Below are 16,549 nucleotides of genomic sequence, written 5' to 3'. Positions count from 1 at the left end.
GCCTTTTTATATCAGGTCAGGTACTCATGGGTAAAAGATTGTTCAGACAGGAAGCGATAGAACATCAGCGAAGCTACTGGAAAGGACGCGTGATTCTGTTCGGCGGCGTTTCTCCGCTGATCGTTTCCGCATGCTGTCTTGCTTTTTTAGCTGTCATTATTGCCATGCTTTGTTTTTTCAAATATACCAAAAGAATTGATGTCGTCGGCGAGGTTATTACTCTGCCGCATCCTCTTAATATCTCCTCACCGCAGCTTGGCTCGATCTCGAAACAGTATGTCCAGGTGGGTGACGTTGTTAAGAAAGGCGCCGTGTTATTTGAGCTTGATGTATCCAAAAACACCGACGTCGGCAACGTCAGTGATACCAATGTTTCAATGGTGAAAGCCAAGATTGTCAATGCTGAAGATATCATCAAAAAACTAAAAGCTAACAAAGATGATTTTATTGGCACCACGCGTCGCCAGATTCAGCGCTACGAGCGCTCCCTCGATGAAACCGAGAAAATGCTGACGACGGCTAAAAAAGGTCTTTTACATATTGAGACGTCGCTCCAGAGCTATAGTAGCTACCTGCAGCGAGGGCTGATCAATAAAGATCAGTACAATAATCAGCACTCTCTTTTCGTCCAGCAGCAAAATGCGTTTCAATCATTATCATCGCAGAAAATGCAGATAGAGCTGCAGCTCACCCAGACCCGGAGTGATTTAACGGTAAAGACCGCTGAGCTTGATAATCAGATTACTTCACAATATAGCCAGCTGAGAGATCTGCAAACCCAGCTGATTGAAAACAGCGCGAGCGGAAGAATTTTAGTGAAGTCTACGATTGACGGCCGGGTGGAGTCGATAGCCGTTACCCGGGGTCAAATGATAGAGGCCGGCAGCAGCCTGGCTCAGGTTAAGCAGCTTACCGGTATTAACTATTATTTACTGCTGTGGCTACCCGATAACAGTTTACCTTATGTCAAAATCGGCGATACCGTAAATATCCGCTACGACGCCTTTCCTTCAGACAAGTTTGGTCAATTTTCTGGCAAGGTGATGTCAATCTCATCAATGCCGGTTACCCGCCGGGAATTATCTGACTATGGTAATAGCCAGGCTAACAGCAATACGTCGCCGACGCTCTACAAAGCTATTATCAACGTTAAAGAAAAAGAGTTTATTTATAAGAACAGAACGCTTGTGCTATCGAACGGCCTTAAGGCGAAGAGCATTGTGTTTACCGAGGAAAGGCCGCTGTATCAGTGGCTGTTCTCACCAGTATATAAAGTAGTACAGAGCCTGAAGGGACCCAACGATGAATAAAGACGTGCTTGATTTAATTTTTAGAAGGATTAACTTTTCAATCAGGAACAAAGTCCCGGTTATTATACAGTCCGAATCAACGGAGTGCGGCAATGCCTGCTTAGCAATGATTTGTGGGTTCTACGGCAAAGATATCGATCTGTTCAACTTTCGCAATATCTACGGCTCCTCATCCCACGGGACGACGTTAAATGCCCTGGCGACGGTTGCGCAGAAGGCTGGCCTGAAAACGCGGGCGCTATCCCTGGATATTGAAGAGATCGGCGAGCTCCGCCTGCCCTGCGTACTGCACTGGTCATTAAATCACTTTGTCGTGCTGGTTGCGGTAAAAGGTAAGCGTTTTGTTATTAACGATCCGGCGCTTGGCCGACGCGTGGTTCATCGTAAGGAATTATCAGAAAACTTCAGCGGCATCGCGCTTGAGGCATGGCCGGATAGCGGCTTCGTTCAGGAAAAGCAGCGCTCGCGGCTGAAGCTGCGGGAGTTAATGCACAACATTGTTGGCCTGAAGTCAGCGCTGACGAAAATATTGATGCTGTCGGTAGTCATTGAAACGGTGAATTTGCTGCTGCCTATGGGCACGCAGGTTGTTACCGACCATGTTATTACCGCACATGATGAAAACCTGCTGCTGGTCATCTGCGTCGGGCTAATGTTTTTTACGATTTTTAAAACCTGGGTCAGTATGCTTCGCGCGTGGGTTTCGCTAAAGCTGAATACGCTGACCGACGTGCAGTGGAAAACGAGCTTTTTCGATCATCTGATCGGCCTGCCGCTCGCGTTCTTTGAGAAGCGCCAGCTGGGGGACATACAGTCGCGGTTTGCTTCTCTCGATACCATCCGCTCGACCTTTACCAACAGCATCGTCAGCGGAATTATTGACTCCATCATGACCATCGGCCTGCTTGTTATGCTGAGCCTGTACGGCGGCTGGCTGGTGTGGGTCGTGTTGGGGTTCACCCTGTGCTACGCCGCGATGCGCGCGATCACCTATAAATTTTATCGCGCCATCAATGAAGAGCTGATCGTCAAACGTGCGCGCTCGGGCTCGCATTTTATGGAGTCGCTGTACGGCATCGCGACGATAAAATCGCTTAACCTGAAAAACAGACGCTCCCAGCACTGGCTGAATACCAATATCGATGTCAGCAACGCCGGTCTGAAGCAAACGCGTTTCGATATGCTGTTCGGTGGGATTAATACCTTCATTAACTCGGCCGATCAGGTTGTCATTTTATGGCTGGGCGCGCAGATGGTTATGGATAACACGATGACCATCGGTATGTATATGGCATTTAACGCCTATCGCGGCCAGTTTGCCCAGCGCGCCGCGTCGCTTATCGATCTTACGATGCAGCTGAAAATGCTGTCGCTACACAACGAGCGTATATCTGAAATTGTCTACAGCGAACCGGAGGCCGAGTCGCCGGTAAGAAAGATTTTTGCCGATGATGTCGGCGTGTCTTTAGACGTGCAGAATTTGGCCTATCAGTACGACCTGCTGTCAAAACCCGTGTTTTCTAACGTCAATATTAGCGTGGCCGCTGGAGAGTCCGTCGCGCTGATCGGTGCGTCAGGCATCGGTAAAACAACGTTACTCAAAGTCATGTCTGGCCTGCTGACGCCGGAGCGCGGGGATATCTTTATCGGCGGTTTTGATATTAACAAAATCGGCATTAATAACTTCCGCAGCAATATCGCCTGCGTATTACAGGAGGACCGCCTATTTTCCGGGTCTATTGCCGATAATATTTCGGGCTTTGATGAGGAGATGGATCGGGCGCTGCTCGTTGACTGCGCCATGAGATGCAATATCCATGAAGAGATCCTGCGCATGCCGATGGGCTATGAAACGATTATCGGCGAGCTTGGCGCCGGGATCTCCGGTGGTCAAAAGCAGCGCTTGCTCATTGCGCGGGCGCTCTACCAAAAGCCGAAAATTCTATTTATGGATGAAGCGACCAGCCATCTCGATATTAATAATGAAAAGATGGTCAACGCGGCGATTGAATCTTTAAACATCACCCGAATTATTATTGCCCACCGTCCTTCAACCATCGCCAGCGCCGATCGGATTATTGATTTAGCGAAACTGACCTCGTTGCCACAGCAGCTTACTACGGAGACTATTTGATGAACATCTTAACGGGTATTAATACCGGAATAATTAAATCCCCTAACGCCGTGCTGGCGTTAGTCCTGAAGATGCAAAGCGTCCTGAGTGCGGAAACGCTGATGTACCTTCCGCCCGATCGGGTGCAGGACCTGGTATTTGCCGTTTTCAGCGGCTACCGCAGGCTACAAATGCTGTTTCGCGAGGACCCCGAGAGCATCAGAGCCCGCACCATCGCCGATACCGAGCGGTTAAACAGCCGTACGCTAGCCGTCACCCTTGATGAGATACAGAACCCTAACGTCGCGCTGCGGGTGACCGATTTTGTGATGAAATATCATCAGGAGAAGATCACATTTCTGTTCTTTTTGCAAAATGAGGAGGTGATATCCGTCGATCTGACGGTTACGCAGATGGAGTTTCTGCTCAACCTTTTGCTGGCAACGATACACAAGAGCGAGGACGCGGCGTTTATTTCTCTGGCCCTGCAGGCAAACGATTTTATTCCGTTCTATACCGTCAATTTTGCCAATATCGACAGCAGCGGGATTAACTACAATAAATTTAACGTGCCGGCGTGGAAACTCTCCGCCTTCAGCGATTTTTATTCACTGGTTATGATCGGCGACGACGGCGATATTCCGTGCGGGGCCATCATTAAAGCACTGCCGGGGCTTGAAGCGAGCCGGATTAAGGCGATCGGCGAATTATTACTACATCATAACCCGCTGCTGGCTCCCTACCGGCAGCGAGCGCTGACCTTTGAGTATCAAAAGCTCGATCCCCAGGTGAGAGAAGAGGAGATGGAGAAGCTGCTGCGGGCGCATATTCAGCATCGAGCCACGAAGATGTCGCCATCAACGTGCTAGCTCCTCCTGGCAGAGTGCGCGAGGGCGAGCGGGGCGGATAGCGATCCGGCCCGCTCGCCGCTCGGTTATGCCCGCTGCGCCGGGCGCCGGTGCCGGTACAGCCACATCAGCTTATAGGCCGCCGGAATGATAAACAGCGACAGCAGCGGGGCGGTGATCATCCCGCCAATCATCGGCGCGGCGATGCGGCTCATCACCTCCGAACCGGCGCCGGTACCCCATAAAATCGGCAGCAGGCCGGCGATAATGACCGCCACGGTCATCGCCTTTGGCCGCACGCGCAGCACCGCGCCGCGGTACAGCGCCTCGTCAAGTTTATCAGCGCTGAAGGTTTCCACGTTCTCCAGCGACGGCTCCGCTTCAATGGCGTGGCGCAGGTACATCAGCATTACCACGCCAAACTCCGCCGCCACCCCGGCGAGAGCGATAAAGCCGGTGCCGGTCGCCACCGACAGATGGAATCCCATCCAGTAGAGGAACCAGATGCCGCCGACCAGCGCGAACGGCACGCTGGCGACGATCAGCAGCGCTTCGCCAAAGCGACGGAACGCCAGGTACAGCAGGACGAAAATGATCATCAGCGTCATGGGGACCATCAGCTTCAGCTTATGGTTGGCGCGTTCGAGCAGCTCAAACTGACCGGAGTAGGAGACGCTGGTCCCCGGCTTCAGCTTCACGCCCTGGGCGATGGCCTGCTGCAGATCGTGAACCACCGAAACCATGTCGCGATCCCGGGCGTCGATATAGATCCAGCTGGTCGGGCGGGCGTTTTCGGTTTTCAGCATCGACGGACCGGTCACCACCTTCACCTCCGCCACGTCGCCGAGGACTATCTGCTGCTTCAGCGGAGTGAGGATCGGCAGCTGGCGCAGGGCCTGCGGGCTATCGCGATAGCTCTGCGGGTAGCGGATGTTGATTGGGTAGCGTTCGACGCCTTCTACCGTTTCGCCCACCATCGCGCCGCCGATGGCCGAGGAGACGAACAGCTGCACGTCGCCGACGCTCATGCCGTAGCGGGCGGCCTGCTCGCGGTTGATATTAATGTTGAGATAGCGTCCGCCGACCAGCCGCTCCGCCAGCGCCGAGGTGACGCCCGGCACGGTGCGCGCCACCGCTTCAATCTGCTCGGCGCTCTCGTCGATATCGGCGAGGTTAGTGCCGGAGACCTTAATGCCGATCGGGCTCTTGATCCCGGTGGAGAGCATATCGATCCGGTTGCGGATCGGCGGCACCCACAGGTTGGCGAGTCCCGGCAGGCGTACGGCTTTATCCAGCTCCTCGACGATCCTTTCCATGGTCATCCCCGGGCGCCACTGATTCTGCGGCTTGAGCTGAATGGTGGTCTCGACCATCTCCAGCGGCGCGGAATCGGTGGCGGTCTCGGCCTTACCGGTTTTGCCGAACACGCGGGCCACTTCCGGCACCGTCATGATCAGCTTATCGGTCTTCTGCAGCATATCCGCCGCCTGCGAGGCGGAAATTCCCGGCAGGGTTGACGGCATATACAGCAGATCGCCTTCGTTGATCTGCGGCAGGAACTCGCCGCCCACCCGGCTGAGCGGCCAGATGACCGTCAGGATCGTTAGCGCCGCGACCAGCAGGGTCGCCTTCGGCCAGCGCAGCACCTTCAGCAGCAGGGGGTGATAAAGGCGGATCAGGAAACGGTTGAGCGGGTTGCTGCTCTCCGCCGGGATCCTGCCTCGGATCCACAACCCCATCAGGATCGGGATCGCCACTATCGCCAGCAGCGCCGCCCCGGCCATCGACCAGGTTTTGGTAAACGCCAGCGGGCCGAACAGCTTACCTTCCTGCCCTTCGAGGGTGAAAATCGGGATAAACGACAGGGTGATAATCAGCAGGCTGATAAACAGCGCCGGGCCGACCTCTACCGAGGCGTCGGTGATGATTTTCCAGCGCGTGTCGTTATCGGGCCGCTCTCCGGGATGCAGGTGATCCCACTCTTCCAGCCGCTTGTGGGCGTTTTCTATCATCACGATGGCGGCATCGACCATCGCCCCCACCGCAATCGCAATGCCGCCCAGCGACATGATGTTGGCGTTTAGCCCCTGGAAATGCATCATGATAAAGGCGAAGCACAGGCCGAGCGGGAGAGAGATAATGGCGACCAGCGCCGAGCGTATGTGCCACAGGAACAGGGCGCAGACCAGCGCGACGACGATAAACTCCTCCAGCAGCTTCATGCTGAGGTTGTCGATGGCCCGGTCGATCAGCTGGCTGCGGTCATAGGTGGTGACCACCTCAACCCCTTCCGGCAGGCTGCCCTGCAGGGACGCCAGTTTGGCCCTTACGGCCGAAATCACTTCGCGGGCGTTTTTGCCGGAGCGCAGGATCACCACGCCGCCGGCCACTTCGCCTTCGCCGTTCAGTTCGGCAATGCCGCGGCGCATCTCCGGGCCAATTTGTACCCTGGCGACGTCGCGCAGATAGACCGGCACGCCGCTGTCGCCGGTTGTCAGCACGATGTTGTTAAAATCGTCGAGGCTTTGCAGATAGCCGCTGGCGCGCACCATATACTCGGCTTCAGCCAGCTCGACGGAAGAGCCGCCGGCCTCCTGGTTGGAGGTCTCCAGCGCCGATTTCACCGCCGCCAGGGTAATGCCGTACTGGGTCAGCTTCAGCGGGTCGACCACAACCTGATACTCTTTGACCACGCCGCCCACCGAGGCCACTTCCGAAACGTCCGGAATCGTTTTTAGCTCATATTTTAAAAACCAGTCCTGCAGCGAGCGCAGCTCCGCGAGGTCGTGCCTGCCGCTGCGGTCGACCAGCGCGTATTCGTAGATCCAGCCGACGCCGGTGGCATCCGGGCCCATCTCGGCGCTGACGCCGGCCGGAAGCTTGCCCTGCACCTGGTTGAGGTACTCCAGCACCCGCGAGCGCGCCCAGTAGGGATCGGTGCCGTCGGCAAAAATCACGTAGACGTAGGAGGCGCCGAACTGCGAGAAGCCGCGTACCGTTTTGGCGCCCGGCACCGAGAGCATGGTGGTGGTCAGCGGCCAGGTGACCTGGTTTTCGACGATTTGCGGCGCCTGGCCGGGGTAGCTGGTCTTGACGATCACCTGCACGTCAGAGAGATCCGGCAGGGCGTCCACTGGCGTATGGACGATGGTCCACGCCCCCCAGATGCTGAGGAACAGCGCCCCCATCATCACCAGAAAGCGGTTGGCCACCGAGCGACGGATAATCCATTCAATCATTTGTCATCTCCTCAGTGCGCATGCGCCGCGCTATTCGGCACGTTCGGCGTCGCGGCGGCCGGCCTGGCGCGCATCCGATCCAGCGCGCCGGAGATATTGGCCTCGGAATCAATCAGGAACAGACCGCTGGCGACCACCTTCTCTCCTTCATGAATGCCGGAGCGGATCGCCGTCATATCGCCGGACTGCTGGAAGACCGCGACCCGTTTCGGCACGAAGCGGCCGTCGTCGCCCACGGTGATAACCCGCTGCTCCGCGCCGCTGTCGATCAGCGCTTTCGACGGGATCAGCAGCATCGGCTGACTCTGCGCGTTCAGCTTCAGCCAGGCGGTCATTCCCGGCTTCAGCGCCTCGTCCGGATTATCGACCTGCAGACGCAGCTGCAGCGTGCGGGTAGCCGCATCCACGCCGGGCAGCATGCTCCATTTGCTGATGGTGAAGGCTTTGTCCGGCCATGCCGGAACGGAAAGGGCAAACTGCGAGGCGTCTTTAATCAGCCAGGCGATGGATTCCGGCACCGAGGCGCTAATCCACACCGGGTCCATGCCCTGAATTTTGGCCACCACGTTATCTTTGGCGATGTTCATGCCGGTGCGAAGATCAAAGGCGGTAATCACGCCGTCAATCGGCGCTTTAAGGGTGAAGCGGGTCTGAATTTTGCGCGTCGCCTTCAGGCGGCGGATATCCTCATCCGGCATTCCGGCGAGGCGCAGCCGCTCGAGGATCCCTTCCACCTGGGTGGCGGTGCCGCCGGTTTCCTGCAGCAGCAGATATTCGCTCTGCGCCTCGACCCAGTCGGGGATGGTCAGGTCGATAAGCGGGGTGCCTTTCTTTATTTTATCCCCGACGGTCAGCGGGTAGACCCTATCGATAAAGCCCGCCGAGCGCGCCTGAACGATGACAAACTGGTATTCGTTATAGCTGACGTTGGCCGGGAAGGTCCGGGCGTAGCTGAGCGGGCCGCGGACGACGGCGGCGGTTTTGACGCCCAGATTCTGGGTTTGCGTCGGGTCGATGCGTACGCCCGGCGCGGCTGAGGGCGGCGCCTCTTCATCGGCGTATTTGGCTACCAGGTCCATATCCATAAACGGCGATTTCCCCGGCTTATCAAACCGCGTATTGGGGTACATCGGGTCATACCAGAACAGGACTTTACGCGCCTGTCCGGCGGCAGGCTCCGCATCGCCCGCAGGGTGAGCGGGCGAAAGCCCGATATAGAGGCCCGCTGCAATAACGCCGCCAAGACACATACTGCTGATAATGAGCGCAGCGGTTTTAAGTTTTAGAGAGACCATCGTAATGCGCTCCGTGAACACCTTATTAGTTAACGTGGATATCCTGTAATAAGGAGAGATTGCCCTGCTGAATAAAGGTGAAGGCGACCTTATCGCCGGGCTTAACCGCGTTAAGCTGGGTTTGCGGAGTGATGGTGAAGCGCATGGTCATCGGCGGCCAGTTCACCGCCGGGATGGCGTCATGGTCGATGGTGACTTTTTTACCCTCCATATCAATGATTTTGACTTCGCCGGTGGCGCTGATGGCCTGCGCCTGCCCGGCGGCGGGCATCATTTCGCCATGCTGATGTCCGGCAGCCTGGGCGCCGGAGATCGCTGCAGACAGAAGAAGGCCCAAAATGACCGTTTTTGCGACATGATTCATGATTAACGCTCCTGATATTCAATAATGGTTTATTCCAGCCAGCCGCCGCCGAGGGCGGTAAAGAGCTGAATTTCGTTCACCTGGCGGGCGTAGTTGAGATCCAGCAGGGTTTGCTGCGTGGCGAACAGCGAACGTTCGGCGTCCAGCACTTCGATATAGCTGACCGCGCCGTGCTGATAGAGCGTGCCGGCACGCTGGCGGGTGATTTGCAGGGAGGTGAAATAGCGCTGCTGGGCGCTGATTTGATCCGCCAGGCTCTGGCGCAGGGCCAGGGCGTCGGCCACCTCTTTAAAGGCGTTCTGGATTTTCTGTTCGTAATTCACCACCGACTGCTGCTGGCGGATTTCGGCGACATCGAGATTGGCCTGATTACGCCCGGCGTTGAATATCGGCAGCTCGATTTTAGGGATGAAGTTCCACATCCCGCTGGCCGGATTAAACAGGCTGGAGAGGTCGGCGCTGCTGCCGGAAAGCGAGCTGGTTAGCGTAATCGACGGGAAGAAGGCCGCCCGCGCGGCGCCGATATTGGCGTTCGCCGCCCGCAGCCCGTGCTCGGCCTCTAAAATATCGGGGCGCTGGAGCAGGATCTGCGAGGAGAGGGCGGGCGGCAGCCTGACGCTGTGAATATCCCCCTCGGCGTCGGCCGTGTCGTCCGGCAGGCGCTGATAGCTGCCCAGCAGCAGCTGCAGGGCGTTGTTGGCCTGCGCCAGCTCGCCTTCCCGCCTGGCGATGTCGGCGCGGGTGCTTTCAATCACCCCGCGCGCCTGCTCCAGCGCCAGCACGCTGCTGCTGCCGGTCAGCAGCTGTTTCTCTACAAAAGCGTAGGACTGGCGGTAGTTTTGTAGCGTCTCGCGCGCCACGGCGAGCTGCGCTGCGGCCAGCCGCTGGTTGAAGTAGCTCTGCGAAACGTTTGAAATTAATAAGATGTGCACCGCGCGCTGGGCTTCTACGCTGGCGAAAAAGGTCTGTCGCTGCGCCTCGCTCATGTTTTTCAGGCGGCCGAAGAAGTCGAGATCGAAGCTGAGGTTCAGTCCGGCCTGATAGTCGCTGCTGGTGGTAGTATCGCCTTTAAGCTTTCCGCCGTAGGTGGTGCTGGCGGAGGCGTCGAGCTGCGGATAGCGGTCGGCATCGGTCACGGCGTACTGCGCCCGCGCTTCCTGCACTTTCAGGGTCGCCATGCGCAGGTCCCGGTTATTGACAAGCGCGGTGGCAATCAGCGATTTAATCTGCGGATCGGCGAAAAAGGCGCGCCAGCCGGTGTCCTGATAGCCCGCAGGCGGCGTCACCAGCTGGTTCTGGCTGAGAGAGAACTGCTGCGGCACCGGCGAGGGCGGCTGGCGGTAGTCCGGGGCTAAGGAGATACAGCCCGTCAGAATAAAAATAACGCTGAGAGAAATAAGCTTTAACTGGCGCATAGTGGCAGGTTTATCGGCTATCAGGGAATGCCTGTACTTTACGCAACGGCGTCTGTTTGACGCGTGACGGGAAAATGACAAAGCTGTCATTTTCCTGAGAATTCATTGCTATCCGGTTGGGCTCCTCTAAAATTGGAAACCCGCACCACAGTCGCGTGAAGGAGCAGGTGATGAAGATTTTGATCGTCGAAGATGAGATGAAAACCGGCGAGTACCTGACGAAAGGGCTGACGGAAGCCGGTTTTGTTGTCGATCTGGCGGATAACGGTCTGAACGGCTATCACCTGGCGATGACCAGCGATTATGACCTGCTGATCCTCGACATCATGCTGCCGGATGTGAACGGCTGGGATATCGTCAGAATGCTGCGATCCGCCGATAAGGGCATGCCGATCCTGCTGCTGACCGCGCTGGGGACCGTTGAGCATCGGGTGAAGGGGCTGGAACTCGGGGCCGATGATTATCTGGTCAAGCCCTTTGCCTTCGCCGAGCTGCTGGCGCGCGTAAGGACGCTCCTGCGCCGCGGGGCGGCGACGATCGTCGAGAGCCAGTTCCAGGTGGCGGATTTAACGCTCGATCTGGTCAGCCGCAGGGTGACCCGCGCGGGCGCGCGCATCACGCTGACCAGCAAAGAGTTTACGCTGCTGGAGTTCTTTATCCGCCATCAGGGGGAAGTGCTGCCCCGTTCGCTGATCGCCTCTCAGGTTTGGGACATGAATTTTGACAGCGACACCAACGCCATCGACGTGGCGGTGAAGCGGCTGCGGGGTAAAATCGATAATGATTTTGAACCTAAGCTTATCCAGACCGTGCGCGGCGTCGGCTACGTGCTCGAGGTGCCGGATGGCGATTAAGCTGCTGCGGCGGCCCTTTTCGCTGGCGACGCGGCTGACCTTTTTTATCAGCCTGGCGACGATAGTGGCCTTTTTCGCCTTCACCTGGATAATGATCCACTCGGTAAAGGCGCACTTTGAAGAGCGCGACGCCCACGACCTCAGGCAGCTGGCCACCACCCTTGAGACGGTGCTCAACCACGCCGACTCTCCTCAGGCGCGGCGGCTGGAGATCTTAAAGAACGTGATCGATGGCTACGCCAACGTCTTTATTTGCCTCGATGACGGCAGCGGCCAGACCCTTTTCCAGTCACCGAACGGCCCGGATCTCAGCCATATTATGAGCACGCCGGGCATTGTCGCCAGGCTGCAGGATGGCAACGTTATCTCGTGGGTGGATCCGCATCCGCGGGCGTTGACCCACGATAACCACCAGATGCAGACCCGCTCCTGGCGGCTGATTATGCTGCCGCTTGGACGCGCAGCGGACGGCAGGCCAGCCTACCGCCTGCTGATGGCCCTGTCGATCGATTTTCATCTCCACTATATTAACGAGCTGAAGGCGAGGCTGATTTCGGCGGCGACGATTATCAGCATCCTTATCTTCTTTATTGTGCTGTTCGTGGTCTATCACGGACATAAGCCGATTCGCCGGGTCAGCCGACAGATTCAAAACATTACCTCCCGCGATCTCGACGTGCGCTTAAACCCGCAGTCGGTGCCGATTGAGCTGGAGCGGCTGGTGCTGTCGTTTAACCATATGCTGGAACGTATCGAGGATGTGTTTACCCGTCAGTCCAACTTTTCCGCGGATATTGCCCATGAGATCCGCACGCCGATAACCAACCTGGTGACCCAGACGGAGATCGCGCTCAGTCAGACCCGCAGTCAGAAAGAGCTGGAGGATGTGCTGTACTCCAATCTGGAAGAGTTCTCGCGGATGTCGCGGATGGTCAGCGATATGCTGTTTCTGGCGCAGGCCGACAACAATCAGCTGATTCCGGAGCTAAAAGCGCTAAATCTGGCCGACGAGGTCAGCAAGGTTTTCGACTTCTTTGAGGCCTGGGCCGAGGAGCGAGAAGTGGCCCTGCACCTTAGCGGCAGCGCCTGCTGGGTGGTTGGCGACCCGCTGATGCTGCGCCGGGCGATGAGTAATTTGCTCTCTAACGCCATTCGCTACACGCCGGGCGGCCGGGCGGTCACCGTTCATCTGACGGAGGCCAATGACCAGGTTCAGCTGATCGTTGAGAATCCGGGAACGCCGATCCCTGCGGAACATCTGTCGCGGCTTTTCGACCGCTTCTACCGCGTCGATCCCTCCCGCCAGCGTAAAGGCGAGGGGAGCGGCATTGGCCTGGCTATCGTTAAATCGATCGTCACAGCGCACCGCGGCAGCGTGGCGGTAGAGTCCGACGCGCGCTCAACCCGCTTTATTCTGACGCTGTCAAAACGGGCGTAATAAAAGCAGGTAATAAAAGCAGGCCATAAAAAGAAGCCTGGCGGTGCCAGGCTTTGGGAGGCTTACTCTTCGAAGTACCAGTAACCCTGGTTGATAAGGCGCGTTAGCTCGGCGATAAAGTCCGGGTTATGCAGCCCCTTGCCCAGCTCATCTTTACTCAGCGAGGTGTAGCGGCACAGCGCATCCAGGGCGTCGGCATCGGTGACTGCCAGCGCTTCGCTGTTCACAAAGAAGCTGTCGCCGATATGCAGGACGCGCAGGCCGCTCAGACGGGCCAGCGTTTCGCCGCCGTTGAGGGCATCAACAACCTCTTCTTCTGCATAAGGCGGCTCGGCCGGCGCGATGTCCAGATCGTGACGCGGGGTGGTGGCAAAGCGGCCAAACCACTGGGTAAAGTCCTCCGGCTGGCTAATCATGTCGATCATCATCCCGCGCAGACGGTCGAGCTCATACTCTTCAACCCGACCGGGATGTTCGCGACAGGTCAGGTCCGGATCGCTGTAGTGCTCGCCGCCGAGATCGTTTTCCAGCGCGTAGTCGGCAAAGCTGCTGATCAGGTCGCGACCGTTCGGCCCGCGGAAGCCAACGGAGTAGTTGAGCGCCGTTTCGTGGGTGATACCGTCGTGCGGGAATCCCGGTGGGATATAAAGGATATCGCCCGGTTCGAGGTCTTCATCAATAATCGGTGGGAAAGGATCGACGTGCAGCAGCGCCGGGTGCGGGCAGAACTGACGCATCGGCAGCTTGTCGCCCACGCGCCAGCGGCGGCTGCCCATGCCCTGAATAATGAAGACATCATACTGGTCGATGTGCGGGCCAACGCCGCCGCCCGGGACCGAGAAGGAGATCATCAGGTCATCAAGGCGCCAGTCAGGCAGCACGCGGAACGGGCGAACCAGCTCGGCGGCAGGCATATGCCAGTGGTTGACCGCCTGCGCCAGCAGCGACCAGCCGGTTTCGCCCAGGCCGTCAAAATGTTCGAACGGCCCGTTGCTGGCCTGCCACTGCTCGTTCACCAGGCTGACCAGCCGGCTGTCGACTTCCGGTTCCATGGCCAGACCCGCCAGCTCGTCCGGGGTGATCGGATCGACGAAGTTCGGGAAAGCATTCTTTAATACTACCGGCCGCTTTTGCCAGTACTTCTCTAAAAACTCAGGCCAGTTAATGTTCAGTTGATAAGCCATAGATTCACACCAGTAAGGAGAAACGGTCCTGATTATAGAAAGGTGTGAACCGAGGGCGCCTTGTCGTGAGTCAAAGCGGCTGCTTAATCCGCCGTTTATGGCTCCTCTACGCCAGCGGCTGCCGTCTGCGTGCGGGACGCCATACATTTTTTGAAAAAACTGCCTTAAGACGAAAATAGGCCGCAGGCCGCGCCAGTCCTGGATTTTAGCGGTATCAGCTATTCGAGAGATGAACAGGAAAGTTCAAATAATGAGCGCTTGATAGGTTTTTTGTATTTTAAGGCTTGCCATACCAAAAGAACTCCCTATAATGCGCTCCCACTGACACGGCAAATGTGAACAACTTCACAGATTAAGCCGGTTAAGGTGAAGAGAAAAATCCTAAATTAAGGGTTGACTCTGAAAGAGGAAAGCGTAATATACGCCACCTCGCAACGGTGAGCGAAAGCCGCGTTGCACTGCTCTTTAACAATTTATCAGACAATCTGTGTGGGCACTCAAAGTGACATGGATTCTTAACGTCCTCGGACGAAAAATGAATACCAAGTCTCTGAGTGAACATACGTAATTCATTACGAAGTTTAATTCACGAGCATCAAACTTAAATTGAAGAGTTTGATCATGGCTCAGATTGAACGCTGGCGGCAGGCCTAACACATGCAAGTCGAGCGGTAGCACAGAGAGCTTGCTCTCGGGTGACGAGCGGCGGACGGGTGAGTAATGTCTGGGAAACTGCCTGATGGAGGGGGATAACTACTGGAAACGGTAGCTAATACCGCATAACGTCGCAAGACCAAAGTGGGGGACCTTCGGGCCTCATGCCATCAGATGTGCCCAGATGGGATTAGCTAGTAGGTGAGGTAATGGCTCACCTAGGCGACGATCCCTAGCTGGTCTGAGAGGATGACCAGCCACACTGGAACTGAGACACGGTCCAGACTCCTACGGGAGGCAGCAGTGGGGAATATTGCACAATGGGCGCAAGCCTGATGCAGCCATGCCGCGTGTATGAAGAAGGCCTTCGGGTTGTAAAGTACTTTCAGCGAGGAGGAAGGCGATAAGGTTAATAACCTTGTCGATTGACGTTACTCGCAGAAGAAGCACCGGCTAACTCCGTGCCAGCAGCCGCGGTAATACGGAGGGTGCAAGCGTTAATCGGAATTACTGGGCGTAAAGCGCACGCAGGCGGTCTGTCAAGTCGGATGTGAAATCCCCGGGCTCAACCTGGGAACTGCATCCGAAACTGGCAGGCTAGAGTCTTGTAGAGGGGGGTAGAATTCCAGGTGTAGCGGTGAAATGCGTAGAGATCTGGAGGAATACCGGTGGCGAAGGCGGCCCCCTGGACAAAGACTGACGCTCAGGTGCGAAAGCGTGGGGAGCAAACAGGATTAGATACCCTGGTAGTCCACGCTGTAAACGATGTCGACTTGGAGGTTGTTCCCTTGAGGAGTGGCTTCCGGAGCTAACGCGTTAAGTCGACCGCCTGGGGAGTACGGCCGCAAGGTTAAAACTCAAATGAATTGACGGGGGCCCGCACAAGCGGTGGAGCATGTGGTTTAATTCGATGCAACGCGAAGAACCTTACCTACTCTTGACATCCAGAGAACTTAGCAGAGATGCTTTGGTGCCTTCGGGAACTCTGAGACAGGTGCTGCATGGCTGTCGTCAGCTCGTGTTGTGAAATGTTGGGTTAAGTCCCGCAACGAGCGCAACCCTTATCCTTTGTTGCCAGCGGTTCGGCCGGGAACTCAAAGGAGACTGCCAGTGATAAACTGGAGGAAGGTGGGGATGACGTCAAGTCATCATGGCCCTTACGAGTAGGGCTACACACGTGCTACAATGGCATATACAAAGAGAAGCGACCTCGCGAGAGCAAGCGGACCTCATAAAGTATGTCGTAGTCCGGATCGGAGTCTGCAACTCGACTCCGTGAAGTCGGAATCGCTAGTAATCGTGGATCAGAATGCCACGGTGAATACGTTCCCGGGCCTTGTACACACCGCCCGTCACACCATGGGAGTGGGTTGCAAAAGAAGTAGGTAGCTTAACCTTCGGGAGGGCGCTTACCACTTTGTGATTCATGACTGGGGTGAAGTCGTAACAAGGTAACCGTAGGGGAACCTGCGGTTGGATCACCTCCTTACCTGAAGAACCTGCCTTTGTAGTGCTCACACAGATTGTCTGATGAAAAGTAAATAGCAAGGCGTCTTGCGATTGAGACTTCAGTGTCCCCTTCGTCTAGAGGCCCAGGACACCGCCCTTTCACGGCGGTAACAGGGGTTCGAATCCCCTAGGGGACGCCACTTGCTGGTTTGTGAGTGAAAGTCGCCGACCTCCATATCTCAAAACTAACTCAGTGAGTTATGTTTGAGATATTTGCTCTTTAAAAATCTGGATCAAGCTGAAAATTGAAACGACACACTGTTTCCTTTCTCCGTAATAAGAAAGGAAAAGCGGTGTGTTCGAGTCTCTCAAATTTTCACAACACG

The 16,549-nt window shown here is 56.4% G+C and carries 10 protein-coding genes, 1 tRNA gene and 1 rRNA gene; 7 read left to right on the top strand and 5 right to left on the bottom strand.

Features of this window, described 5'->3' with window-relative positions:
• Nucleotides 1–26: 26 nt before the first annotated feature.
• The 3 genes from MMW58_RS25630 to yjeJ are packed head-to-tail and all read left to right on the top strand — an operon-like array spanning nt 27 to nt 4,292.
• Entirely contained in the window at nt 27–1,310 is a 1,284-nt protein-coding gene (locus MMW58_RS25630) for an HlyD family secretion protein (protein ID WP_133600996.1), read from the top strand.
• Complete coding sequence (locus MMW58_RS25625) at nt 1,303–3,444, top strand: peptidase domain-containing ABC transporter (protein ID WP_241722372.1); 2,142 nt, start codon at nt 1,303–1,305, stop codon at nt 3,442–3,444. Before MMW58_RS25630 ends, MMW58_RS25625 begins: the two co-directional genes overlap by 8 nt.
• On the top strand, nt 3,444–4,292 hold the full coding sequence (gene yjeJ / locus MMW58_RS25620) for a YjeJ family protein (protein ID WP_133600994.1): 849 nt from the start codon (nt 3,444–3,446) through the stop codon (nt 4,290–4,292). The genes MMW58_RS25625 and yjeJ overlap by 1 nt, the downstream gene beginning before the upstream one ends.
• A gap of 65 nt (nt 4,293–4,357) precedes the next feature.
• On the opposite strand, the gene MMW58_RS25615 is transcribed toward yjeJ, so the two are convergent.
• Genes MMW58_RS25615 through MMW58_RS25600 form a run of 4 tightly spaced genes read right to left on the bottom strand, consistent with a single transcriptional unit; the run spans nt 4,358 to nt 10,584 of the window.
• Entirely contained in the window at nt 4,358–7,510 is a 3,153-nt protein-coding gene (locus MMW58_RS25615) for a CusA/CzcA family heavy metal efflux RND transporter (RefSeq protein WP_241722371.1), read from the bottom strand.
• Between the two features lie 11 nt (nt 7,511–7,521).
• Complete coding sequence (locus MMW58_RS25610) at nt 7,522–8,805, bottom strand: efflux RND transporter periplasmic adaptor subunit (RefSeq protein ID WP_159237940.1); 1,284 nt, start codon at nt 8,803–8,805, stop codon at nt 7,522–7,524.
• A 25-nt stretch (nt 8,806–8,830) separates the two neighbouring features.
• Nucleotides 8,831–9,169: a cation efflux system protein CusF gene (gene cusF / locus MMW58_RS25605; protein WP_133600991.1), complete on the bottom strand. Its 339-nt coding sequence runs from the start codon at nt 9,167–9,169 to the stop codon at nt 8,831–8,833.
• 29 nt (nt 9,170–9,198) lie between these two features.
• On the bottom strand, nt 9,199–10,584 hold the full coding sequence (locus MMW58_RS25600) for a Cu(I)/Ag(I) efflux RND transporter outer membrane protein (RefSeq protein WP_241722370.1): 1,386 nt from the start codon (nt 10,582–10,584) through the stop codon (nt 9,199–9,201).
• Nucleotides 10,585–10,754: 170 nt separating this feature from the next.
• Between MMW58_RS25600 and MMW58_RS25595 the strand changes: the two genes are divergently transcribed.
• Both MMW58_RS25595 and MMW58_RS25590 read left to right on the top strand, forming a co-directional pair.
• On the top strand, nt 10,755–11,438 hold the full coding sequence (locus MMW58_RS25595) for a copper/silver response regulator transcription factor (protein WP_045853224.1): 684 nt from the start codon (nt 10,755–10,757) through the stop codon (nt 11,436–11,438).
• Nucleotides 11,428–12,876, top strand: coding sequence for a Cu(+)/Ag(+) sensor histidine kinase (locus MMW58_RS25590; RefSeq protein WP_241722369.1), 1,449 nt, complete (start codon nt 11,428–11,430; stop codon nt 12,874–12,876). Before MMW58_RS25595 ends, MMW58_RS25590 begins: the two co-directional genes overlap by 11 nt.
• Nucleotides 12,877–12,938: 62 nt before the next feature.
• Here MMW58_RS25590 and MMW58_RS25585 read toward each other — a convergent pair whose 3' ends face one another.
• Nucleotides 12,939–14,060 carry a ribosomal protein uL16 3-hydroxylase gene (locus MMW58_RS25585; protein WP_133600988.1) on the bottom strand — a complete coding sequence of 374 codons (1,122 nt, stop codon included), beginning with the start codon at nt 14,058–14,060 and terminating at the stop codon, nt 12,939–12,941.
• 603 nt (nt 14,061–14,663) lie between these two features.
• On the opposite strand from MMW58_RS25585, the gene MMW58_RS25580 reads away from it, so the two are divergent.
• Together MMW58_RS25580 and MMW58_RS25575 are read left to right on the top strand one after the other, a co-directional pair.
• Nucleotides 14,664–16,203: ribosomal RNA gene (locus MMW58_RS25580) — 16S ribosomal RNA — on the top strand.
• An 84-nt stretch (nt 16,204–16,287) separates the two neighbouring features.
• Nucleotides 16,288–16,363: transfer RNA gene (locus MMW58_RS25575), tRNA-Glu, on the top strand.
• Nucleotides 16,364–16,549: the final 186 nt, after the last annotated feature.

This window comes from Klebsiella sp. HC6, assembly GCF_022605325.1.
Lineage (GTDB): Bacteria > Pseudomonadota > Gammaproteobacteria > Enterobacterales > Enterobacteriaceae > Klebsiella > Klebsiella terrigena.
This window is presented reverse-complemented; position numbering and strand designations above follow the sequence as displayed.